This is a genomic window from Haloarcula sp. NS06 (assembly GCF_051122755.1).
GTDB lineage: Archaea > Halobacteriota > Halobacteria > Halobacteriales > Haloarculaceae > Haloarcula.
Map to the genome: position 1 here is coordinate 23945 of NZ_CP184845.1, position 23189 is coordinate 47133.

Consider the following 23189-nt stretch of genomic DNA (forward strand, 5'->3'; position numbering starts at 1 on the left):
GTTTAGTTCTTGATTGCCTCAGCTGGCGTTTTGCTGTTAAGTGCTTGGTTCGGTCGTTCGTGGTTGTAGTGGTGTCTGAAGCGTCGTAGCCACTGTTTCGCGCTAGATTGACTGCCCCTCCAGAAGGAATGAAAGCGGTCGATTCGTATGGTGGCAGTCTCGAACCACTTTTCGATGTAGTTCCGGATTCGATAGTCAAGCCGACCGCCCAAATCGTGACGTCAGAGTGCAGTCAGATAGCCACCAGCATTGACGAGAAATTCTGTCTCGGCGACATCGTGTTTCTGAGTGAGCCGATGCAGGAACGCCGCCGCGGGGTCAGTCCCGCGGCGGCTGAACACGTCGACTTCGAGCAACAACTTCGAATCAACGTCGACGGCGGCGTACAGCCACTTCTTTTCGCCGTCAACCTGGATTTGTTTCTCGTCGATCGCTATTCGCGACGGATGGAGATCGTTCGGCTGAGCCCGACTCTGAGTAAGGGCACTGAACGACTCGGATCACCAGAAAATCCCCTGATTCACGAGGGGTTCCTGACGACCAGCGGCAGCGTTGGCCCGCCTAGGTGGATTTCCGACAGTCGTCGACTCCAGTTGTCACGTCACGGCTGACAGACTCACCACGTACCAATGTCACGTTATCATTGACCTACCGCAACCGCTGAGACGTCTGAAACCCCGGGTATAAGATTCCGTAATAATATCGTAGGAATTACACATAGTACTACTGTCAGTTGAGCAAGTTATTGAGAGCTAAGTCTGGAGCGGTTTCCACTCGACGGCTCGTCCAAATACACGCATTACAGGCCCTCTAAACCCGCTGTAGTCTCAGCTTCTATGGGCTCACAGTAGTTGAGACCGGTCGTCTCAATGTATATGCCGTGAGAAGATCAGGATGATCGCAAAGAGATCGGGGGGATCAACTGCAACATAGGTGTGTATATTTCGCTTCAAAGGGTAAGCACTATCTTCCCGACGCTGGTCCGATTTTCTAGTCGCTGGTGAGCCATTGCGGCTTTTTCCAGTGGGATAGTGTTATCAAGCACAGCTTCAAGAGTTCCGTTGGCGAGTTGCTGCAGAATACCGTCAGCAGGATCGAGGACACGGTCAGGGGCTTCTGCGAGCGCACCGCCGTAGTGATAGCCATAGACTTGAAGATTCTTTGTGAGTAACCCACTGGAATTTAATTGCGTTCCCTTACCACTCGCCACACCGAAGGCGACCAACCGCCCAAACGGGGCGAGTGCCCGCAGACTGTTGTGGTGGACTTCCCCGCCAACGCCATCAAGTACGAGATCAACGCCCTCTCCGTCGGTCAATGTATCAATCGCTTCGACAAACGGTGTTTCTTCGTAGTTGATGCAATGGTTACAGCCGAGGGCATCAATACGGCCGAGCTTTAGATCAGTGCTTGCTGTGCCGAACACTTCTGCACCGGCTTCCCGAGCAAGCTGTACGGCTGCGGTACCGACACCACCAGCTGCTGCATGGATGAGGACTTGGTCATTTTCATCGAGACCTCCCCACTCAAACAGGCAATTATGTGCAGTAAGGAATTGAATAGGAACCGCCACTGCCTCATGAAGCGAAACCGAATCGGGAACGTGGAATGTATGAACAGGTTTGGTGAGTGCGTACTCGGCATAGCCGCCTGTCCCGCTTGCAACATAGCTAACGACTCTCTCGCCACTGTCGAATGCTTCAACAGCAGATCCGGTAGAATCAACGAATCCAGCAATCTCAAACCCAGGTACATATGGGGGAGAAGGGCCGCTGGGATACGTGCCACGACGGTGCATCACGTCAGCGAAGTTGACCCCTGCGGCTTTGACTTCGATCCGGAGTTCGTTGTGTGATGGAGCTGGTTGCTCGTGGTTTGCCACTTGAAGTACGGTAGGGGTTCCGTACTCACGAACCTCGATAACTCTCATAAATCGTTTGAATGAGACTGTGATGATTGCAGTTTCGACCTTGCCAACATGGATTGACGCAAAGTTGATGAGTCCTACCCCGTTCGACACTGCGAATCAAATATCTACGAAACCCGCTGTAGTCTCAACTTCCCACGTTTTCGGGATATAGAGCGTCTACAAACGAATAGCGGTCGAATCAGACGGAGTTTGAGATGTCCTTGCGGAGATGCTATGCATCGGTTGCTGGCTGGCGAGGAGTGACAGCGGGGGGCGAGGGAATGGCCGATATCGTGCTCAGACTGCGAAGCCTGCGGCTTGCCGCAGGCAAGCAACAGAAACAGTACGCCTTCTCACCCGGCTTTTCGAAGGGAGTGACCGACCGCCCGGACGAACGTCCTGGCGGTCACGACTGGCGGCGACCTGATTTCTCGCTCCATGCCGATCTTCACCAGAAAGTCGGTGAGTCGCCAGAGGTTGTACAATAACGCCGCGAACGTGAAGTTGAACAACCGCACTCGGTAGTCTGTTGAGGAGGTCTTTGGAAGGTAAGACTGCACCGACTTGTACTGGTTTTCGATATCCCAGCGACGGCTGTAGCTGTTCGTCACGTGAGCGATCTCGTCGGGATCGACGTGATCGCGGTTAGTTACGAACACGGCATACTCACCGTCAGCGTCGTCACTGGTGGCTGGAACGTACAGATATTCTGCGGTATGGTCGACGTCCCCGTCTATCCCGACGGGGACGTCGTGGTTGACAGCGGCGTCTACCCCATCTTTGCTCTTGATGCGCTTGATTGCCTTGTAATCTGACTCGTATTTCCCCACTGGCATCGTGTACAACAGTCCACGACTGTTAATCTCTGCACGGACGTTTCTGGCGTAGAAGCCACGATCCAGTAGCACTTCGTCCAGATCGACGTACTGCTGGGCTCTCGAAAGCAGACGCGTAACGACGTCTGCTTTCGAGTCAGCGGGCGTCTCAGTTGGCTCCCAGTCTGAGTGTTCCTTGACGCCTTCAATCCCCAAAATGATCGGAACATCGTTCCCGACGATTGTGATCGTCGCGAACGTGTAGCCGTGCTTCAATTCACCGTCGTCGACGTACCCGCTTACCATCGGCGGGTACGTCGACTTCGGGATCTGTTCGTCCTTATCGATCCACGGCCAGACGTGGTAGGGGACGTGCGTGAAATCGACGGCCGCCACGACGTGGCGGTCGTCGAATGGATCTTCATACCGAATCGTCTGAAGAATATTCTCGGTCGCGGTGTCGAACGCGTCCATGAGATATTCGCGAAATACCTCGGTGAACGCGACGATATCCTCGATCTGTTGCTTTTGGAGTGGGACAGAGACTTCCTGATCAGCCGGCATTGCGAACTGCTTGATTACTCGGAGGAACGTCGAGTCGTCACAGGCATCGTTCTCGTCGAGAAACCAGCCAGCTTCACCCTCGGAGTGGGCACTTCCTTGGGTGAGACATGCCGAGGCGAACAGATCGAGGATCTGTTCGTCCTCGTAGACTCTGTTATCGGCCCTGTTGGAGTCGAACTCGCCGAAGGCGTGCCTTCGGGCGAGCTCGACGATCTTGTTCCCCTGCTTTCGAATGTGTTCGCGTGTTACGGTTGGTTCATTACCGTCTTCTTCGATATCGTCTTCATCTGGGATGATTGGTACTCGTGCTTCCAAGATGACGCCGCGGTCGACGGCTTCTTGTGCGATACCTGTAGCTGCCGCGTTGAGCGTCCGTTTGGTCTGTTGGCTGAACTGCGTCCACGCGTACGAGAGTGATTGCTGGCTCGGTGCCTTGTCCAAATCAAGCGTCTTCAGGAGTGATGGGCGATCTTCGAGGCGATCTGCGACCTCGCTCTGGGCGAGGTCGTAGATCTCCTGGTAGAGATACACCCGAGCCATCGGTTCAGTGCCGTTTGCGACCTTGTGTTGCTGGCGGTGGTCGGTAAGCCCGTCAACTGGAATCGAAACCTCTCCGAGGACACGCCAGAGATGATCCACGGTTTCACAGACTTCCCCAGCGTGATAGACGATCGCCCCCGCGAGCGCGGGGGCGTCGTCGTCACCTGCCGACATCTGCTCAGAAGTCATTGTAGTTCTGAGCCCGTCACCGAGAGGTTTCAAATCGTCACATTGGTCGCCAAATCGACTGGTTCAGATCTCTGTTGAACTCATAGCTGTCTCAGCAATCGATACCGCCACGCAAAGGAATTGTCAGCAGTCTAGTGGTTGGTAGAATTTGAGATCCCGAAAACGTGAACTTCCAAAGAAACGAAATTCGGTATAGCAATATACACTTTATCAATATCAGTATATCTATTCTAAGCAGCATAGAAGGTGCTGAAATGCCGATATTCGGGTTTGCGAGTTAGGTTTGTATTACCTCAATAAGCACCACCAGTTTTACCCGCACCGCCGCTGTATGGGAAGCATGAATCGTCTTCCGCCTGAGTACGACGCTACTCCCGGGGATGACGCCCTCGAAGCAGCCATCGAGAAACGACTGGTCGATATCGACTCCGGACGTTACCGAACAAACGTCGCGAGCGTGCTGCGGAAGTTCGTGGCATGGAGTCGAGACCAGCATGGCATTACCAGTCCAGAAAAGATTGACGACGATCTCTGTCGACAATACGCTCGTGAAGCTAGCCGTGCCGATGATCGGAACGATATCTCGCCGGAAACAGCACGGCGGTACTTCGCCTACGTCCGCTCGTTCCTTACGTGGGCCGTCTACGAGGGCCTGATACCGACGAACCCAGCTAAAACCAACCACGCCGAAGGCCCGCTTCCAACCGACGAGACAGAAACTGACCAACAGTACTGGACGACACGCGACCGTGAAGCCATCTGTGCCACTGCGACCGCTCGTGTCGACGACGCCGGCGAAAGCGACGGTGTCGACCGCACGGCGGCCTATCGCGACCAGGCACTCGTCTTCTTGCTCGCCTACTCTGGAGCCCGTAGCGCTGAACTCGTGGCCGTCTCCGATGACGAGGAACGGAACGGTCTACGGTGGCGTCACGTCAATCTTGATGCTGGCACGATGCAGGTGTTCGGCAAGAATCGCACCCGAGAGTCTGCGCCGATTCTCGACGACGCGCTTCGCCCACTCCGGCGCTGGAAGCAATTGCGAGAGCCTGATGAAGACGAGGCCGTGTTCCCTAGGCTCGACAACGCAGCGAAGCCAATGGACCCGACGCCGTCGATCACAACACAGTCTGCTCGGAACATACTGGCTGACCTCTGTGAGTGGTCCGACTGCGAGTTCGAGGAACCGCTGAAGCCACACGGCGCCCGCCGAGGGCTTGGGCGAGAAATCTATCGCGAGAATCCACAGCTGGCCCAAGACGTACTTCGGCACAAGTCCATCGAGACAACGCACGAGGGCTATGCACAGGAGGCCGCGAAACGGACACGCGACGAAGCAAACGACATCATCTCCGGCGAGTAAACTAGCCAACTCAGATATCTAAAATCCCCATGCTGTTAGTTAGCACAATCAGGAGGATGCGCAGGACGAACATCATGACTACTCCGGCGCAACGACGCCTCCGCACATGGGACACTCTGCCCAGATACCCTCTGTACCGTCGTCTCGCTCGTATTCAACCAGAACCCACGGACTTGTGATCCATTCGTCGCAGTTAGGGCAGCGGCCGAGACGTTGTGTGTCATCAGGCATGGAACCAAGATATAGTACTGTTTTGTACTGGCAGAACGGTCCATAATCGATACAGGGAATATAGTCAGCACAACAATTTGATTTCTTTCAGCGACCCGCCGCTCACTCACTTGCTCAGTGATATTCATCAATGTACCGTGCAATAGGTTTCGTACTCCGCCTATCGAGACTGTTACACCAGTGCATACAGGATATATGTGTCTCGCCCGACGAAATCAGCTGAGGAGAGTTTAATCAGCCGCCTGGCCACCGTCAACTGGTATCGTGACGCCAGTCACGAAGGAGGCATCCTCAGAGCAGAGGAACGCCACTACACTGGCCATTTCGGCCGGATCGGCGTTGCGGCCCATCGGTACGTCCGACATGGCACTCGTATCGAACGGTAACTCACGAGGGTCCGATCCGCTTGCCATTGTCTCCTGGATATTCGTCTCCGTTGGCCCGGGTGCAATCGCATTGACACGGACGTCTCGGTTGGCATATTCGATGGCGGCCGTCTTCGTGAGACCCACGACGCCGTGTTTACTGGCGACGTAGTTGCCGAGTCCACCCATCCCGACGAGTCCTGCTTCGGAGGCTGTATTCACGATAACTCCTCCGCCCTGCTCTTCCATCACGGGCAACTCAGCTTTCATCCCCGCCCAGACCCCCTTTAGATTGATACCTATGAGCTGTTCCCAGTCGTCTTCATCGATATCAGTAATGTCCTGAAAGCCGGTGAGGATACCAGCGTTATTGTGGGCGATGTCGAGACTTCCGTACGTATCGATAGCGACCTCAACTACCCGCTGGACCGCTTCAGAGTCAGCAACGTTGGCTGATACGAAGGTGGCAGACCCACCGTCGGCTTCGATGGATGCAACCACGTCCTCTCCTCGATCGTCATCGATATCAGAGACCACGACGTTCGCACCCTCGCTGGCGAGGCGCTCAGCTGTTGCACGTCCAATTCCTGATCCGGCTCCCGTTACGAGCGCTGTCTTGTCGGTAAATCGGTCCATAAGTGAACCTCCGCTAGATATAAACAACCAATATAGATATAGGTAAGTTCTGACCTGCTGGGTCTGTTGAATTTGGACGCTTACCGAATAGTTGTTTCAGGCGAACGACTCATTCACTGGAAAGACCCCGTCACGGCCTGAATCCCCAGTGCCAACGTCCTTGGGTCGACCTCAGGGAAAGTGGAGGTCTACTCGACGACGATGGCGCCTTTCATTCCGACTCCTTCGTGGGGAACACAAACGTATAGAACCATCTCGGGTTCCTCGAAGGCCTGTGTGTACGTTTCGCCAGCCGACGACTTCTGCTCACTCTCAAAGTCGGCACCGTGCCGTGCCTCGACGTTGTGCACGCCACCCTGACCGGTCCACTCCCATTTGACCGTCGTGCCGGTGTCGATACGGATTGCTGCTGGGTTGAAGCCGTAGTACGCCCCGTTTGCCTCGACACCGACGTCGACCGTGACGGAATCGGTGCCAGTCTCGTCGATGATCCCGTCGTAGTTGTCCGTCCGGGAGAGAAACTCGTCGACGGACGGAGCACCGTTTGACTCAGCGTGCGTGTCGGCGGATGTTGGCTCCGGCGACGCTGTGTCGTCACTGGCTTCGTCCGTGTTACTACTCGTCGAGCTATCGCCCCTACAACCGGCAATAGTACCAGCAACTGTGATCCCCGCGGTCCGAAGAAGTGTTCGTCGGTTGTATGGACCTGTCATTGTCAACAGTGTGCACAAACGAGAGTACCCAAATATAGGTTATGGTGGATGAATTATACTCTGAGAAGATATTGGGCCCCTGTATTAGAGTGTGAACTTGATTTTTCGAGCTTTTTGCCGCTATGTGGCGTACTTGTCGACAAAACCTAGTCTCAGACAGTCGTATCTTCGCCCGAGTAGTGAGATTCCCGTCTGAAACTGAGGTTGCATGCCAAGGTTAGGGATACCGTCGGCAAAAAGCGCCGTAAGATCCTGTCTGTCTGGTCAACATTAGCATGAGAGCTGGGGTATTAGTATCACCCCAATATATAAGTTACAGCTAATACCATAATGTGCTAGACTATGACAGGCGATGACCTCCATGATAAAATTAGACAGTCGAGCCGCCGGAAATTTATTTCCGCGATGAGTGTCGTAACGGGTGTCTCACTCGCTGGGTGTAGCTTGAGTGATGACGGTAACGACGGCACGCCCACGGAGGCATCGGTATCAAGCCAGACCACGGACGACACCGATGATGAACCCTCCGAGCCGCCTGAACCAGATGATCGGATCACGTCCGCGCGACGAATCGGCCCCCGCGATGTGAGTGACTTCGGGTTCGAAGATTTGTGGGCATACCGGAAGCGCCAAGCTGTCGAGGCGCTCGTCTCCGACCCACGGGTCAACGACGTTGCCAGCGACTGGGTCGCGTCCTTCGAGGCGTACGATCCCTTGACTAACCGGCGTAGATGCCGTTAGCGTGCAAGGAACCACGGGGATGACCGTCGACGGGGGTCCCGACGACACGCCATTTGAGGTAACTGCAAAGAACCGCCAGGTTGCCTACGGACTCGTCCATCGGGTAACCGACGAGCTTGTCGCCCTGAAAATTAACGAACCGACCGATGTGACCTGGACCAGAGGTGACTGGGACGAGACCCAGCGGTCGCGCCACGAGAAGATGCTGGAGAAAGAGGAGATCTGGCAACATCTCGAAGGGAAAGAGTGGTACCCGATGGTCAAGGCCGCCGAAATAATCACCAGCTACGGCGACTACGCCCACGGTGAAGTCTCCAACCTTGCGTACTTCGTGATGGACGAGGGTGAGCTCAAGGTTGTCAGCGGCTTCATGGACGTAACCGGCGAGGAAGCCGAGTTGCTTGACGTTCACATAGTCAACGACTTCGCTGAGCACCCGGCATACAGGATAGCCCAGAACACCGGGACCGTAGGCGAATCTGTGTTGGGCGAAGTTCCGGAACCGCCGATGATGCAACGGCCACAGATTACGGCCCCCAACGGTTACCACCGCATCGAAGAGCCGCCGAACGAGTTCGAACAGAACGGCTGGTCGATCAACTGGAGCGGACCCCGGACAGTCGGTGCGGAGGTGAGCGCGGACTTTAACGGCAAGCCGGTTTTCTCGTTGACCGCGCCGTTCAGTACCTCAACCTGTTATGACATGCCCAAGCGCAACGGTCGAAATACCCGTGAGTGGATGTTCCCGGACAATGAACCGACCATCAGCGGTGAACTCCTCTACTGGGACATCCACAGCCTCAGCCTTGGCGGCCCCGGAATCCTCGGAAAGACCGAGTATCCCTCGACGCAGAGCCGTCCGGGTGGGTTCAACATTCGCACCCACTATCACACTGGAGCCGTCCAGAACGCTCGTGACTTCCACTCCGGCCACCGCTTCGCACCATACAACTACTACATCAACTACCAGTTCTACGAGGACGGCGTCTTCATGCCGGTGTTCCAACGGCATGGCCCTGGCTACGTCAACGAGTTCTACGAGTACCGCGAGCGCGAAAACGACGGCCCGGCGCAGTACTATCTAGAAAACTGGTTGACCAAACCGACGCCCGGGACCACAGACGGTGTCGAAACGAAACTCTTCAACGGCAATGAGTGGCAGATCCCCGAAAGCGAGTTCTACCTCGACAGTAACGATGTGAGCGAAGAGCACTTACTCCGGTTTACGAACCCAGACGGACCGGAGACTATCGACATCCCGCTGGATAACTTGAAGGAAGTCGTGGTTGTCCGGCCTAAAGAGGATGAAATCGGGGAGGCGTTGCGCGTTATCGACGACGTGCAGGCAGAACTTGGGTTCTACCACCCCGCGCAGTACGTTGACGACGAACCGATCCAGGGTGAGGAAGTCCTCTTCTGGCTTCTGATGGAGGCCCCAACTGACGAAGTTCCACACGCCTCGGGTATTACGACCTACACGCAGATGGGCGAATTCAACCTCAGCGGCTACTGATCTTCGCCCAGATCCATCGTTATCGATTTCGTCTGGGTGTACTCCCGGAGTGTCTCCATCGCACCTTCTCGGCCGATGCCGGATTGTTTGTAGCCACCGAATGGCTGGCCGGCAGGCAGACGATTGAACGTATTGACCCAGATGTTGCCGGCCTTGATGTCCGCTGCGATGCGGTGAGCAAAGGAAAGGTCATCAGTCACCACACCGGCAGCCAGGCCGTAATCGACGTTGTTCGCGCGTGCGACCATCTCGTCGTAGTCGTCCCATTCGAGCAGAACCTCTACGGGTCCGAAAATCTCCTGTGTCGCGACTGTGTTGTCGGCATCGATGTCAGCGATGACGGTCGGTTCGACGAAACACCCCTCGGCGAGGATTCCCTCTTCAGCGGTTCCGCCGCCCCAAAGAATGTCCGCATCGGAATCTCTTGCCAGGCCGATGTAATGGAGTGTCTTCTCGACTTCCGTACGGCTGACCTGTGGACCGATATCGGTGGCCTCGTTGAGCGGGTCACCCATCCGGAGCTGTCCGATGGCATCGAGAAACGCGTCAACGAACTCGTCCGCGCTGCTCTCGTGGACGAACAGCCGGGTCCCAGCACTACAGCACTCGCCACTGTTGAAGAACATCGCATCGACAGCGATCTCCGCTGCGTTGGTCGGGGCTGCGTCTGGCGCGACGATGAGCGGACTCTTGCCGCCAAGTTCGAGTGTGATATCACTGATCGTGTTCGCGGCGGCTTTCATTACGCCTTGTCCCACTTCAGTCGACCCGGTGAAGGCCACCTTCGGGACCCGCTCGTGAGAGACCAGCGGCGCACCGGTCGCTGGGCCTGACCCTGTGACGACGTTGACCACGCCATCGGGTAATACGTCCTCGACTTCGCGCATGTACGTCAGCAGGGAGGTAGGGGTCTGCTCAGCTGGTTTAAGCACAACCGTGTTGCCGGCGGCGAGTGCCGGCGCGAGTTTCCAGGTGGCCAGTAACAGCGGGAAGTTCCAGGGGACGATCTGTCCGACGACACCGTACGGTTCTCGACGTGTCTGAACGTGTAACTCACCGTTCGGGACGGTTTTGCCTTCGATATTTCGGGCAGCGCCGGCGAAATATCTGAAATGGTCGACGGCGAGTTCGATATCCTCGCGGGCCTCTGTAATCGGCTTTCCGTTGTCTAAGACCTCGATACGTGCAAAGTCCTCTGCGCGCGCGTCGAGTCGGTCGGCCAGCGTCTGGAGTACCTGCTGTCGCTCCGCTGGCGTGGCTCCTGCCCACCGTTGTTCGTAGGCCTCCCAAGCGGCGTTGACCGCCCGGTCGACGTCCTCTTTGGTTCCCTCGTAGACCCGAACGAGCGGCTCACCCGTGGTCGGATTGATCGATTCAAACGTGTTGTCGCCGCTTCCAGTAATCCACTCGCCACCGACAAAGTGTTTGAGCGGCCCCGACGGGAGCAACGAATCAGCGAGTGCTGCGTGCCGGTCTTTGATTCGCGCTGAATCTGTCTCTGTATGTGATGCCATTCTAACCCTGCTGACACATGGGATACAGTGGTGTCCTTACACACACTCGGTAAGCAACCAGAATAAGCGTTTCACTGGTTTACCGAGACTCGGTCAGTCTCTTCCTGCTCGCCGGGGTCCTGTTCTACATCCCCAAGATACTCCTCACCTCCCATGTCACGTAGCAAGTCGTTAAAGATGGCTGCCGCCGTTTCGAACTTGTGGACTGCCGGGAGCGCCGTCTTGTCGATCTGCGCGATGAAGTCACCGTATTCCTTGACAAAGTCGTGACGCCACGCCTCACTCTGCTCTGGTGAGGCAAACTGTGCGACGAACTGCCACTCGTGGTAGTCGTCAGCGCTGACGAAGAATATTACGTGTGGGTCGTCAAGTAACCGTTCGTAGCATCTCTCCCAGTTCTCATCAAAATTCGAATAATGAAAGGCAACTTGGAAAAGATAGTATTCGAAGATGTTGTGGTTCGGGATTGCACGCATCGAGAACACATTCTCGTCGCGCATCTCATTTAGAATTTCGTTCACCCGATTGTGTGAAAGTGAGATATCGAACTCTTCTTCCAAGATGTCTCGAAGTTTACTGGCAGGCTTCTCAGGATATTTAACCCTCGCCTTAAGTATAGCCACATCGCGGGGTGAAAGATCGAATTCGAAATCGTTCCCGTTGATCATTGTATTCTGTTATCTCTTTTTACGGTCCGCAATCGCAATAAATGTTCTCCACCTATGCTATAGGCGAAAATATATGAATAAACACAATAATAAATTCCTTGTGTATCCCAGTATGAAGTGATTTAGAACCATTTTACGGTCCCAAGTGTAAATAAAAGTATCATATCTCGCCTTGGTTGTTGTAGTTATACAATACACCGACTGAGAGAAAAATGTGATAGTCTCATTTCTACGTCGCATTGATATTGGAGTATAATGTATTTTCAGTTAACTATTTACTATCGCATGGCAAATGTTGACACTGCCCTATCATGAGTACAGCCAGTGACGATTCCACAGAGGCGGATAGTAAAATCAAACAACGTCACCGGGAGGCCGCTTCAGACGCGGTCCCGGACAACCTCAACCACTACATCGGGGGTGAGTTTGTCAGTGGCGACAGCGACGACAGAATCGAGACCAGGGACCCAACGACAGGTGAAGTGCTCGGTGAGGTGCCAGCAGGAAACCCAAACGACATTGACACCGCCGTTGAGGCGGCACAGAAAGCATTCGACGAAGGGTGGAAGGATGCATCACCGGGTGAGCGCCAGCGAGTACTCTCGGATATGGCGCGAGCTGTCGAAGAGAACCAGGAGATGCTCGCGACGCTCGAAGTACTCGACACCGGGAAGACGATTACCGAAGCGATGGGTGACATGGGACTTGTCATTGACCACCTCACCTATTACGCTGCCGCGGCCCGCAACGTCAATGGCGAGACGCGCCAGACGAACGACCTCTTCAATCGTGAGAAACAGGTTCTCACGGTCAAGGAACCGTACGGCGTCGTCGGCGCGATCGTCCCCTGGAACTTCCCGCTGCTCATTGCGGTCTGGAAACTCGGTCCTGCCATCGCCGCCGGTAACACGGTGGTCCTCAAACCGTCCGAGGAGACGCCGCTGTCGATTCTGCAGTTGATGGAGCTTGTCGACGATACGGTTCTGGACGGTGTTATCAACGTCGTCACCGGCTACGGTGAAGATGCCGGTGAACCCCTCTCAACCCATGCGGACGTGCCCAAAATTTCTTTCACAGGGTCGACGGAAGTCGGCAAAGAGATTATCCGCAGCTCCGCAGAGGACATCAAGAAGACAACGCTCGAACTGGGTGGGAAAAGCCCCATCATCGTCTATCCGGACGCTAACCTTGAAGAGGCGGTCGAGGCGGCGATGATGGCCATCTTCTTCAACAAAGGCGAGTGCTGTGCTGCCGGCTCCCGACTGTTCGTCCACGAGGACATCGAGGAGCAATTCCTCGAGGCGTTCACTAACGCCGCAGCGGGCATGACTGTCGGTGACCCGCTACTGGAAGAGACAGACATGGGGCCGAAAGTCTCTGACGAGCAGGTCGAACGAACAAACGAGTTCGTCGAAGCCGCCCGCGAAAGCGGTGCGACCATCCGAACAGGCGGCCACAAGCCCGACGACGAGTCGCTCGCTGACGGTGCGTTCTACGAACCGACCATCATCGACGACATCGACCACGACCACCCCTCGGTTCAGGAAGAAATCTTCGGCCCCGTCATGGAGACGTTCTCCTGGAGTAACGAGGACGACGTGGTTGCACTGGCCAACGACGTCGACTACGGACTGGCTGCCGGTGTCATTGCAAATGACATCACGAAGGCGCTCCGAACCGCGCGCCGCCTCGAAGCTGGCGTCGTTTGGGTAAACCACTACAACGACGTTTCTGCCGGCCAGCCCTTTGGCGGCTACAAGCAGTCCGGTTCCGGCCGCGAGAACGCCATGGAAGCCATCGATGAGTTTACCCAAACCAAGGCAATCAACGTCAACCTCGGTTGATTCTCTACCATGATTCAATACACGACAGAGTGAGTACAAGTAACCAATCAGACGAGTTTACCCATTCTGGGGGACCTGCAACCACGGAAACCTGACAAGTGCTTACTTGTCGACAAACGCAAAAATGTATTATTACAGGACGTTACCCGTCTTGTTTGGGCTGAGCATCCCGAAGCTGACCACTAACCTCCTGCTCGTGCTCTTCTAAGAGCGTGTGGAACTCTGCAATCGTCTCCTCAACAGTCTCACCCTCCCCTTGATCGTTACAGTGTCTTCGTCTCGTGTCCTGGTTCCTCGTTTCAGCCGAGCCTCCCTCCGGTCGGTCTGCCATGCACGAGCTGACGAGGTCCAGGCCAGCATTGAGTGTGCTTCGTGTCCAGACTCGGAGTCGGAGTTTGAGCCGGAGGCAGGATCCAACCACTCGATAGGTGGCGGTTGAAGACCCAAGACACAAAAGATACCTACACGAGAGGACTTGCGGGAGTGCGCGCACCTTTGATACATACGGAAACACATAGTTATCTACGCGTCAACCCTCTACGCACCGATGTACACAGTCGCAGATTTACCTATCGATAACCAACTCCAGACCGTCGAATACGATCTTGAGCTTGAATCGGCGCTTCGTCGGATGTTTGAGAATAGCTACACGCAAATCGGTGTTGAGCGGGATGGCGAATTAGTTGGGATTGTCACCTACCGGTCAGTCGTCCGGACACTCCTTGCGTTCCACCAGCTAGAGGTCGGGCACAAAACACTGGACAAGATATCAGTCGGGGCAGCAGTTGAAGATGCACACACAATCAGTGAGGATGAGAACCTCCTCGGGATATTCGATGCACTCGCGGAATACACATATATCGTGATCAATCGAGACGATGAGTGGCGTATTCTGACTGACTACGATCTTCTAACGCGGCTAAAACAAATGCTCGAGCCATTTTTGTTGATTGAGTCGATCGAAATGCAGTTGCGGGAGATTTTCATGCGAGTGTTTGGCGATTCGCTGTCGGAGCAGTTAGCAGAGACATTTGATGATGATCATCCACTGCCAACGCCGGCGTCGGTTGAACATTGTAGCTACGCACACTATGCCCAGTTCATTTCTATTCACTGGGAGGAATTTGAATCGCTTTTCGATGATCAACAGGATGTGATTCGTGAGTTAGTGCTTGAAATCGGGGATATGCGAAATCAGCTCTTCCACTTTCGAGTCGACAATCCAGACGAGTTTGATCGAGATCTACTCCGTTTCGGCCAGTCATACTTCTCTTCAGTGTGACTCCTGAAATCACGAGCAGGTTGTCCTGAGAATCATACCGCTTGACGACGTATAGAGTAACTGGCTGGACTCATGTATTGAGACTGCCTGTCTCAACTACTGTTCGTGTCCGGGAGTTGAGGCTATAGTGGGTTTAAAAAGACTGTAATGCGTGTATTTGGCCGAATCGTCGACTTGCGATCACTCAAGATTAGCTCTCAACCACCCCTTCATGTTGTATCGGTGGCTATATCGTCGGATTGCGAAGGTTTTCTGTAGTGTTGCCACTCAGACACCACGCTACCCCATATCGACTCCTCCTTACCCGATTCTGGTTTCCTTCTTCAACAGCGTCAGCGTGTTATCTGCCGTCACCATCGACGAGTGTTCGCACTCACCAGTCAGTTCGACTTGTACGGGTTGTCAGTGGTATGAACTGTCCTGCTCAATTTTTGTCTGTCGACTCGATGGATGGGGTTTTGACATAGCGAGAGAATAGTCGCTGGTGAAGACTTTCCCGTTGAATTCGTGAGAATGAAATTGAAGCATCGGGCAACTATGGCCAACCTACGAGATGTCCGACAAGCACCTCAACGTACTGACTAACTCAGTAGCTATACATTTCCACTGCTGGGTCAGACTGGATACTGCCTTGCCGACAACTGTATGAATGGCATAGGGGTACTAGAATATATGCCCCAAACAAACGACGAGACCGGTGATGCCGGGCGCAGCCCGACTAGTTTCAAAGTCGGTCGCATCATCGAAGAGTATGACTTAGATGGGCTTGGTGAAGAACTGAAAGCTCGTTGGACGGGAGAGGAAGGTGAACGAACAAGCCTCCGTGATCTCGCAGACCTCTTCAACAAACGTCTGCTGCGTGAAATGTTGGTTAATAATGGCCATAATCCGATCCAGAGCGAGGTTGAACGCAAGTATGAAAACATGACTGGAGACGTTAGTGCAGGTGTGAAAGCGGATGCTAGGTCGGAGTTAGAACACAGCGGCGTGGATGTGGATGAATTGCAATCCAACTTTGTTACCCACCAATCAGTCCACACATATCTCACTGAGTATCATAACGCTGAACTTGAAAAACCAGAGGGGGCTGAAAAGGTTGAAAAAGCTCTTGAGACGATCCGGCGTCTTCAAAGTCGAACACTTGCTGTTACGGACAATACGGTCTCGCGCCTCAGTAAAACAGATCAGCTATCGACAGGAGAGTTGGAAGTTTTCGTTGATATTAGTGTGACGTGTACAGACTGTGGACAGGGATACAACATTGGAGACCTCCTTTTACAGGGGGAGTGTGACTGTCCCAACGGAGCCGAGTGAGTAACCAAGATATCGAAACATCCGTCATTTACTTACGACCGAGTGCCCGAATACGAGCTATGTTCTTAGCGGCTTTGTGGTGGGTCTATACTTTATACATCTATATTAGTCTAATAAGATAAGAAAAAGAATGAATTAACACAAACATACACATATCTTGAGGAGCTACCATCAAATATATCACACTTAGCGATATTCTATCCGATTCACCATGGATTTCAGCAGAGAGAGGGCCGCCGTCTCCATCTCAGTGCTGTGTTGCCGGCGACGCTACGCGTGCCTATCACCATCACTCCAGGTGGACTCACAAGTCGACGTCTTGGACGTGCTCTAAGGCGTCCAGACTACTAATGACCGTGGACACGACACTCCTGTAATAAATGGGTTGAACCTGTCGAGTGTCTCGGCCGAAGCATCCTCGCCAGCCCCGCCGAAATAGTCCATTGCTCCCCCGACGCTCTCTGACATCTCCGTCTGAAGGTCCTGGAGCGTCTCCTGCTGTTCAATGGATCGGTTACGTTTGCCAGTACTCAACTGTCCCGACTGTCTCTCACTCAGGGTCCGTAACGTGCTTCTGGGCGTTCGATCACGATCGTAGCCACGCGCTCGGCGTGGGTACCGAGAGTTACCGAGAGCAGTTCGGAGGACCGGTCGGCGAGGGATTTACTCATCATCGTCTCCCCAGTGACCACTCATACCGACTTTCTCGCCGTCTTCCCAGACGTAGAAGCCCTCGCCGGACTTTTTTCCGAGGTTGCCAGCGCGCACCTTCCGATGGAGCGCCTGTGGTGGCTTGAATCGCTCGCCGAGTTCCTCGCGGAGGTATTCGGCGATGTGCAGCCGAACGTCGAGGCCGACGTGGTCGCCGAGTTCGATCGGCCCCATGGGATAGCCGTATCCCTTCCGCATGGCGGCGTCGATGTCCGCTGGACTGGCGATGCCCTGTTCAACCATGCGAATCGCTTCCAGTCCGAGCGCGAGGCCAAGCCGCGAGGTCGCGAAGCCGGCGCTGTCCCGAACGACGACGGCTTCTTTCTCGATCCCCTCGACGTATTCGATCGCACGCGCCTCCGTCTCGTCGTTGGTCTGCTCGGCGACGACGATCTCTACCAGGTCCATGATATGCGGTGGGTTAAAGAAGTGAAGGCCGACGGTCCGATCCGGGTGCTCCAGCACGGACGCCATCTCCGTGACCGAGAGCGAGGAAGTGTTGGAGGCAATGAGAGCGTCGTCCGGCGCCGAGGCTTCGACGTCCTGGAAAATGTTCTGTTTGAGATCCATGTCCTCCGGAACGGCCTCGACAACGAGGTCGGCGTCCGAGACGGCGTCGCCGAGCTCCGTCGTCCCGGAAATACGATCGAGCGTGGCCTCCATCTCTGCGTCGGTCACCTTGTCGCGCTCGACGCCCTCAGCAAGGTTTTGACGGATACCGTCGATACCCTCGGCCACGAGATCATCTTCAATGTCGCGGAGGACGACATCGTGTCCAGCCATCGCTGAGACTTGTGCGATTCCGTGACCCATACTACCGGCTCCGAGTACTGCGACCTGCATACTGTCGTACTCAGAGAGTGCGGTCAAAAGCGTTTCTCACTGGTAGTGTGACACGGTGAGCCAAAGAGAAAGCGGCAAACGTTTCTCTACGTGTCCGAAGGCGAGACGTGTATCTGGTGGGAGCCGCCCAGACGGACTCCGGACCGAACTATTAATGTCATTGCTTCTAACCTGTATGGTATGCTCGACTATGTTGACCTAGAGAGCGAACTGTCGGAAGAAGAACGGATGGTACGCGACACCGCCCGCGAGTTCGTCGCCGAGAAGATCAAACCTGACGTCGGCCAACACTGGATCGACGGCACATTCCCGATGGATCTCATCCCCGAGATGGGGGAGATGGGCTTTTACGCGCCGAACCTGGACGGCTACGGCCTGCCGAATCTGAGCGAGACAGCCTACGGGCTGCTCATGCAGGAACTCGAAGCCGGTGATTCGGGCCTGCGCTCGATGGCCTCCGTCCAAGGCGCGCTCGTGATGTATCCCATCCACGCGTTCGGATCGGAAGAACAGAAAGACAAGTGGCTTCCTGAACTCGGAACCGGCGAAGCCGTGGGCTGTTTCGGCCTGACCGAGCCCGAACACGGCTCGAACGCCTCGGCCATGGAAACACACGCCGAGAAGGACGGCGATGAGTACGTGCTCAATGGGGCAAAGACTTGGATCACCAACTCCCCGATCAGTGACGTGGCCGTCGTCTGGGCGAAAGACCGCTCGACAGACGGAACCCCGGTCCGGGGCTTCCTCGTCGAAACGGAGCGTGACGGCGTCACCACGAACAAAATCGACGAGAAGCTCTCCTTGCGTGCGTCGATTACCGGTGAGATCAGCCTGCAGCACGCCCGCGTCCCCGAGGAAAACGTTCTCCCGGGCGTCGAGGGGATGAAGGGCCCGCTGTCCTGCCTCACCCAGGCCCGCTACGGCATTGCCTGGGGCGCTGTCGGGGCTGCGATGGACTGTTTCGAGACGGCCCTCGAGTACGCGACCGATCGTGAGCAGTTCGGCAAACCCATCGGTGGCTTCCAACTCCAACAGGACAAACTCGCCGAGATGGCCACGCAGATCACGAACGCACAGTTGCTCGCTCATCGGCTGGCCGACCTCAAAGAGCGCGGTGACCTCCGGCCAGAACAGGTGTCGATGGCCAAGCGCAACAACGTCCGGATGGCCCGCGAACAGTCCCGCATCGCCCGTGAGATGCTGGGCGGCAACGGGATCACGGCGGACTACTCGCCGATGCGGCACGTCACTAATCTGGAGACAGTGTACACCTACGAGGGCACCCACGACATCCACTCGCTCATTCTCGGCCACGACCTCACCGGTATCCCCGCATTCGAATAGATGACTGCAGACTCTCACCCAGTTGTTGTCGCTGCCCGGCGAACCCCACAGGGCAAGCGCGACGGCGTGTTCGCCGACGTTCGGAGTGAAGACCTCTCAGTCCCACTCGTCAACGAGTTGTTGGCCGAAACAGACCTCACAGGTGAGGACGTCGACGACTTGCAGTGGGGCTGTGCGAAGCAGGTAAAAGAGCAAGGCAACAACCTCGCACGCATTATCGCCCTCCTCTCGGACCTAGGCGAGCGGGTGCCCGCGACGACGGTCGATCGGCTCTGTGGCTCGTCGGCCCAAGCCATCGCGGCTGCCTCGGACGCCATTCGTGCCGGCCAGCGCGAGTGCATCATCGCCGGCGGCGTCGAGAACATGTCGCGCGTCCACCGTGACCACGGGATCGACTCCTACCCCGGCATCCGCGAGCAGTACGACACCCACGCGCTCCAGATGGGAATGACGGCCGAAGCCGTCGCCGAACGATTCGACATCAGCCGAGAGGCACAGGACGAGTACGGTGCTCGCTCCCAACAGCGCGCCGTCGAAGCCACCGAGGAAGGCCGCTTCGACGAGGAGATAGTCCCCATCCAGGGCCACGACGAAGACGGTGATCCGATCACTGCCACTGAAGATGAGGGTCTCCGCCCGGGCACGACGACCGAGAAACTCGCCGAATTGCCCACGGTCTTCAAAGAGGACGGAACCGTCACGCCCGGGAACGCGTCGCAGATTAGCGACGGCGCGGCCGCCGTTATGCTCACTTCCCGACGGTTTGCCGAGGAGCACGGCCTGGACGTTATGGCCGAAGTCGGTGGCCACAACGTGGCGGGCGTCGATCCCGAGATTATGGGAATCGGTCCGATCCCGGCCGTCCGAGGGCTCATGGACCGCACTGGAACAACCATCGACGAGTATGACCTGGTCGAACTGAACGAGGCATTCGCCAGCCAGACGCTGTACTGCCGGCGCGAGCTCGGAATCGACGACGCGACGTTCAACGTCAACGGCGGTGCCATCGCCATCGGTCACCCGCTCGGTGCGTCGGGGGCGCGACTCCCCGTAACCTTGATCCACGAAATGCACCGACGGAACGCGCACCGGGGGCTCTCGACAATGTGTATCGGCTATGGCCAGGGGATCGCACTCGAATTCCGGATTCCGTGAGCCTGCGGCTCGCTGATTTTTGCCGCGCAAAAAGGGACAGACACGATTTGTCCTACGAGAGGTGACGTTTCTTCTCCGTTATAGGAGACGGTCAGCGATAATATTCTTCTGAATCTCGCTCGTCCCTTCGTAGATCTTCGTGATGCGAGCGTCCCGATAGTAGCGCTCGACCGGGTGATCGGAGACATAGCCTGCACCGCCGTGGACCTGGATGGCTTCATCGGCCACGTCGACGGCGTGCTCGGCGGCGAACAGCTTCGCCATGCTGGCGAACTTGGCTGCCAGGTCGTCGTCGCCGTTCTCGACCTGGGAGGCGGCGCGGTAAGTCAGCGACCTGGCGGCCTCGATGTTGGTCGCCATCTCGGCGAGTTTGTGCTCGATGGCCTGGAACTCGCCAATCTTCTGGCCGAACTGCTCGCGTTCGTCCGCGTAGTCGAGGGCGGCGTCAAGGGCGGCCTGGGCAGCCCCGACAGCTTGGGAGGCCACTCGAGTGCGCCCGGATGCAAAGAAATCCATGAGCTGATAGAAGCCCTTGTCGACTTCGCCGATGACGTTCTCCTCGGGAACGCGAACGTCGTCAACGATGACCTCAGCGAGGTCCGACGCCCGGATTCCGAGTTTGTTGTCGATTTTCTCGGTCTTGAAGCCGTCTAGGTCGGTCGGAACGAGGAACGCTGTGATGCCACGGTGGCCCTCGTCAGGCGATGTTTTGGCCATCATGACGCCGACGTCGGCGACAGTGCCGTTCGTGATCCACATCTTGGTGCCGTTGAGGACGTATCCGTCGTCGTCTTTCTCTGCGCGGGTTTCGATCCCCGCAACGTTCGACCCGTGGGCCGGTTCGGAGATTGCCGAGTACGAGGCGGCCTCACCATTGGCTATCTTGGGAAGCCACTCTTCTTTCATCCACTCGTCACCATACTTGATGATCATGTTCGTCCCGAACCCGGCACTTCCGACGGCACTCCCGATACCTGGGTCGGCACGCCAGAGTTCCTCAGTGACGAGGACTGCCTCGAACAGGTCCATGCCTGCGCCGTCGTATTCGAGGGGAATGTGGGGGGCAACAAAATCGAACTCAGCAGCCTTCCTGCGGAGTTCGATCGGATAGGATCCGTCCTGGTCATGTTGTTTTGCGACCGGTTTGATCTCGTTTTCGCCAAACTCACGGACGGCCTGCTGGATAGCACGGTGCTCGTCCGATAGCTGGAACGCCATGGCAGATACTAACACGTGCTGTGTAAAATATATTCTGATATCTCCAACCTTCGTTAGGTAAGACAGTCAGATAGAATTCCTGTGGAAAGCGGGACGGCCGACTTCAGCTGTCGTTTCGGAGTTCGTACTTCTGGACTTTCCCTGTCGTGGTCCGTGGCAGTTCGTCACGGAACTCGACGATTCGTGGGTGTTTGTATTCCGCGAGGTTGTCGAGTGTGTACTGTTTGATCGCTTCTTCGGTCACGTCTACCCCGGGTTCATACCCCGGCGCAGGAACGATGAAGGCCTTGACGGTCTCTCCACGGCGGTCATCGTTGGTGCCGACAACGGCTGCGTCCGCGACCGCGTCGTGCTCGTACAGGAGTTCTTCGACTTCCCGAGGGTAGACGTTGTAGCCGCCAGTGATGATCATATGATTCTCCCGGTCGACGATGTAGACGAAGTTGTCCTCGTCCCAGTACCCCAGGTCTTCCGTGTGGAACCAGCGCTTTCCGTCCGCGTGGGTGAACGCGCGTTCGTTCGCCTCCGGCAGCCCGGAGTAGCCCTGCATCACGTTCGGCCCGGCGACGACGAGTTCACCGACCACGTCGTCAAGGTCGACTTCCGACTCGTCGATGGGGCCCTCCTCGACTCGGGGCATCTCCTCGAAGTCCTGGTCGACGATCTTGGCGTCGACATTCTCGACGGGCTGGCCGATGCTTCCTTTGCGGCGTGCACTGGGTCGGTTCGCGTGCGTGACGGGACTCGTTTCAGTGAGCCCGTATCCCTCGAACAACGATATCTCGAACAGTTCCTCGAACCGCTCTAGGACTTCCATCGGGAGGCTGGACCCCCCGGAGTTGACGAACCGAAGCGACGTGAGGTCGACCTCGTCGGCGTTCGGCTGGTTGATCATATCGTTGAACATGGCCGGGACGCCGTACATCACGGTGATAGCCTCTGACTCAATGAGGTCGAAGACGACCTTTGGGTCCCACTCGGCTACCGGGTAATAGGTTGCCCCGGTGAACACCGCGGCGTTCATCACGGCCGACATGCCGTAGATGTGAAAGAGCGGAAGCGTACCGATGAGGTTGTCCTCGTGGTTGATCGACGGTTCCAGTAGCGCCGTATTCGATCTCGTGTTCGATGCGAGGTTGTGATGTGATAGGAGGACGCCCTTTGGCTGGCCGGTCGTTCCGGAGGAGTACGGCTGGACTGCCACATCGTCGTCCGCGCGCTTGACGACGGGGACCATCTCGTCGGCCAGGAACTCCTCGAAGTCCGTCGCGCTCTCGACGGGTGCCCCGACGCTGACGACGGTCTCGACATCCGTCTCCGGTTGCACCTCGGCGACGGCTTCGGCGTTTTCAGAGAGGGTCACGACGGCTTTCGAGCCACTATCGGAAAGGAGATGGCTGATTTCACGAGCCTTGTACTGGGGGTTCATCGGCACGACGACGCTTCCGGTCCGGAGGGCCCCGTAGAAGGCAGTCACGAACTGGGGGAGGTTCGGGAGATAGATCGCAATGCGGTCATCCTCGCCGATCCCGCGGTCGTTGAGTGCGGCCGCGAACTGGCCGGTGCGTTCCCAGAACGTTTCGTATGTCTGTTCGGTTCCGTCGTAGGATAGTGCCACCGAGTCTGGCGTGGACGAGACAGTATCAGCCACTTCCGTTACGAGGTTTGTCATGACAGTGTGCTGTTGTTGCTACCTCGACACAAAAGTTTTCTCGAT

Annotated in this window: 18 protein-coding genes and 1 pseudogene; 8 read left to right on the forward strand and 11 right to left on the reverse strand. The window is 56.2% G+C overall.

Going from position 1 to position 23189, the window contains the following annotated elements:
* Positions 1-2: 2 nt before the first annotated feature.
* The 3 genes and pseudogenes from ACODNH_RS19930 to ACODNH_RS19940 all read right to left on the reverse strand — a co-directional run.
* Positions 3-452 (reverse strand): annotated as a pseudogene (locus ACODNH_RS19930) (DDE-type integrase/transposase/recombinase); the annotation flags it as partial.
* A 497-nt stretch (positions 453-949) separates the two neighbouring features.
* Positions 950-1930, reverse strand: coding sequence for a quinone oxidoreductase family protein (locus tag ACODNH_RS19935; RefSeq protein WP_434531742.1), 981 nt, complete (start codon positions 1928-1930; stop codon positions 950-952).
* 332 nt (positions 1931-2262) lie between these two features.
* Positions 2263-4002: a transposase gene (locus ACODNH_RS19940; protein WP_434530228.1), complete on the reverse strand. Its 1740-nt coding sequence runs from the start codon at positions 4000-4002 to the stop codon at positions 2263-2265.
* Between the two features lie 355 nt (positions 4003-4357).
* Between ACODNH_RS19940 and ACODNH_RS19945 the strand changes: the two genes are divergently transcribed.
* A complete protein-coding gene (locus tag ACODNH_RS19945; RefSeq protein WP_434531612.1) occupies positions 4358-5380 on the forward strand; it encodes a tyrosine-type recombinase/integrase in 1023 nt (340 codons plus the stop codon).
* Between the two features lie 461 nt (positions 5381-5841).
* Here the strand turns inward: ACODNH_RS19945 and ACODNH_RS19950 are convergent, their stop codons facing one another.
* Positions 5842-6612 carry an SDR family NAD(P)-dependent oxidoreductase gene (locus ACODNH_RS19950; RefSeq protein ID WP_434531613.1) on the reverse strand — a complete coding sequence of 257 codons (771 nt, stop codon included), beginning with the start codon at positions 6610-6612 and terminating at the stop codon, positions 5842-5844.
* A 188-nt stretch (positions 6613-6800) separates the two neighbouring features.
* Entirely contained in the window at positions 6801-7325 is a 525-nt protein-coding gene (locus ACODNH_RS19955; RefSeq protein ID WP_434531614.1) for a halocyanin domain-containing protein, read from the reverse strand.
* 405 nt (positions 7326-7730) lie between these two features.
* Between ACODNH_RS19955 and ACODNH_RS19960 the strand changes: the two genes are divergently transcribed.
* Positions 7731-8066, forward strand: a complete 336-nt coding sequence (locus ACODNH_RS19960; protein ID WP_434531615.1) for a hypothetical protein — start codon at positions 7731-7733, stop codon at positions 8064-8066.
* A gap of 1 nt (position 8067) precedes the next feature.
* Positions 8068-9579 carry a hypothetical protein gene (locus ACODNH_RS19965; RefSeq protein ID WP_434531616.1) on the forward strand — a complete coding sequence of 504 codons (1512 nt, stop codon included), beginning with the start codon at positions 8068-8070 and terminating at the stop codon, positions 9577-9579.
* On the opposite strand, the gene ACODNH_RS19970 is transcribed toward ACODNH_RS19965, so the two are convergent.
* Positions 9573-11093 (reverse strand): aldehyde dehydrogenase family protein, encoded by a 1521-nt coding sequence (locus tag ACODNH_RS19970; protein WP_434531617.1) that lies wholly within the window; start codon positions 11091-11093, stop codon positions 9573-9575. The genes ACODNH_RS19965 and ACODNH_RS19970 overlap by 7 nt on opposite strands.
* A gap of 71 nt (positions 11094-11164) precedes the next feature.
* A complete protein-coding gene (locus ACODNH_RS19975) occupies positions 11165-11716 on the reverse strand; it encodes a helix-turn-helix domain-containing protein (RefSeq protein WP_434531618.1) in 552 nt (183 codons plus the stop codon).
* 356 nt (positions 11717-12072) lie between these two features.
* Here ACODNH_RS19975 and ACODNH_RS19980 point away from each other — a divergent pair, with 356 nt between their 5' ends.
* Positions 12073-13605: an aldehyde dehydrogenase family protein gene (locus ACODNH_RS19980; protein ID WP_434531619.1), complete on the forward strand. Its 1533-nt coding sequence runs from the start codon at positions 12073-12075 to the stop codon at positions 13603-13605.
* A 142-nt stretch (positions 13606-13747) separates the two neighbouring features.
* On the opposite strand, the gene ACODNH_RS19985 is transcribed toward ACODNH_RS19980, so the two are convergent.
* Positions 13748-13936: a DUF7389 domain-containing protein gene (locus ACODNH_RS19985; protein WP_434531620.1), complete on the reverse strand. Its 189-nt coding sequence runs from the start codon at positions 13934-13936 to the stop codon at positions 13748-13750.
* 216 nt (positions 13937-14152) lie between these two features.
* Here ACODNH_RS19985 and ACODNH_RS19990 point away from each other — a divergent pair, with 216 nt between their 5' ends.
* Positions 14153-14887, forward strand: a complete 735-nt coding sequence (locus tag ACODNH_RS19990) for a CBS domain-containing protein (RefSeq protein WP_434531621.1) — start codon at positions 14153-14155, stop codon at positions 14885-14887.
* Positions 14888-15559: 672 nt separating this feature from the next.
* Positions 15560-16201 carry a rod-determining factor RdfA gene (gene rdfA, locus ACODNH_RS19995; protein WP_434531622.1) on the forward strand — a complete coding sequence of 214 codons (642 nt, stop codon included), beginning with the start codon at positions 15560-15562 and terminating at the stop codon, positions 16199-16201.
* Between the two features lie 663 nt (positions 16202-16864).
* On the opposite strand, the gene ACODNH_RS20000 is transcribed toward rdfA, so the two are convergent.
* The gene (locus tag ACODNH_RS20000) at positions 16865-17755 is read right to left on the reverse strand and encodes a 3-hydroxyacyl-CoA dehydrogenase family protein (RefSeq protein WP_434531623.1); all 891 of its coding nucleotides are present in this window, start codon (positions 17753-17755) and stop codon (positions 16865-16867) included.
* A 180-nt stretch (positions 17756-17935) separates the two neighbouring features.
* Here ACODNH_RS20000 and ACODNH_RS20005 point away from each other — a divergent pair, with 180 nt between their 5' ends.
* Both ACODNH_RS20005 and ACODNH_RS20010 read left to right on the forward strand, forming a co-directional pair.
* Positions 17936-19099: an acyl-CoA dehydrogenase family protein gene (locus ACODNH_RS20005; protein ID WP_434531624.1), complete on the forward strand. Its 1164-nt coding sequence runs from the start codon at positions 17936-17938 to the stop codon at positions 19097-19099.
* Positions 19100-20254 carry a thiolase family protein gene (locus ACODNH_RS20010; protein WP_434531625.1) on the forward strand — a complete coding sequence of 385 codons (1155 nt, stop codon included), beginning with the start codon at positions 19100-19102 and terminating at the stop codon, positions 20252-20254.
* A 78-nt stretch (positions 20255-20332) separates the two neighbouring features.
* Here ACODNH_RS20010 and ACODNH_RS20015 read toward each other — a convergent pair whose 3' ends face one another.
* Together ACODNH_RS20015 and ACODNH_RS20020 are read right to left on the reverse strand one after the other, a co-directional pair.
* Positions 20333-21472: an acyl-CoA dehydrogenase family protein gene (locus tag ACODNH_RS20015; protein WP_434531626.1), complete on the reverse strand. Its 1140-nt coding sequence runs from the start codon at positions 21470-21472 to the stop codon at positions 20333-20335.
* 103 nt (positions 21473-21575) lie between these two features.
* On the reverse strand, positions 21576-23144 hold the full coding sequence (locus tag ACODNH_RS20020; RefSeq protein ID WP_434531627.1) for a long-chain-fatty-acid--CoA ligase: 1569 nt from the start codon (positions 23142-23144) through the stop codon (positions 21576-21578).
* Between the last annotated feature and the right edge of the window lie 45 nt (positions 23145-23189).

Bases quoted from the DNA above. Each gene is read 5' to 3' on its own strand.
- ACODNH_RS20010 (WP_434531625.1), top strand. From the start codon at position 19,100: ATGACTGCAGACTCTCACCCAGTTGTTGTCGCTGCCCGGCGAACCCCA.
- ACODNH_RS19985 (WP_434531620.1), bottom strand. From the start codon at position 13,936: ATGGCAGACCGACCGGAGGGAGGCTCGGCTGAAACGAGGAACCAGGAC.
- ACODNH_RS19950 (WP_434531613.1), bottom strand. From the start codon at position 6,612: ATGGACCGATTTACCGACAAGACAGCGCTCGTAACGGGAGCCGGATCA.
- rdfA (WP_434531622.1), top strand. From the start codon at position 15,560: ATGCCCCAAACAAACGACGAGACCGGTGATGCCGGGCGCAGCCCGACT.
- ACODNH_RS20000 (WP_434531623.1), bottom strand. From the start codon at position 17,755: ATGCAGGTCGCAGTACTCGGAGCCGGTAGTATGGGTCACGGAATCGCA.
- ACODNH_RS20005 (WP_434531624.1), top strand. From the start codon at position 17,936: ATGCTCGACTATGTTGACCTAGAGAGCGAACTGTCGGAAGAAGAACGG.
- ACODNH_RS20020 (WP_434531627.1), bottom strand. From the start codon at position 23,144: ATGACAAACCTCGTAACGGAAGTGGCTGATACTGTCTCGTCCACGCCA.
- ACODNH_RS19955 (WP_434531614.1), bottom strand. From the start codon at position 7,325: ATGACAGGTCCATACAACCGACGAACACTTCTTCGGACCGCGGGGATC.
- ACODNH_RS19945 (WP_434531612.1), top strand. From the start codon at position 4,358: ATGAATCGTCTTCCGCCTGAGTACGACGCTACTCCCGGGGATGACGCC.
- ACODNH_RS20015 (WP_434531626.1), bottom strand. From the start codon at position 21,472: ATGGCGTTCCAGCTATCGGACGAGCACCGTGCTATCCAGCAGGCCGTC.
- ACODNH_RS19990 (WP_434531621.1), top strand. From the start codon at position 14,153: ATGTACACAGTCGCAGATTTACCTATCGATAACCAACTCCAGACCGTC.
- ACODNH_RS19940 (WP_434530228.1), bottom strand. From the start codon at position 4,002: ATGTCGGCAGGTGACGACGACGCCCCCGCGCTCGCGGGGGCGATCGTC.
- ACODNH_RS19980 (WP_434531619.1), top strand. From the start codon at position 12,073: ATGAGTACAGCCAGTGACGATTCCACAGAGGCGGATAGTAAAATCAAA.
- ACODNH_RS19970 (WP_434531617.1), bottom strand. From the start codon at position 11,093: ATGGCATCACATACAGAGACAGATTCAGCGCGAATCAAAGACCGGCAC.
- ACODNH_RS19935 (WP_434531742.1), bottom strand. From the start codon at position 1,930: ATGAGAGTTATCGAGGTTCGTGAGTACGGAACCCCTACCGTACTTCAA.
- ACODNH_RS19960 (WP_434531615.1), top strand. From the start codon at position 7,731: ATGAGTGTCGTAACGGGTGTCTCACTCGCTGGGTGTAGCTTGAGTGAT.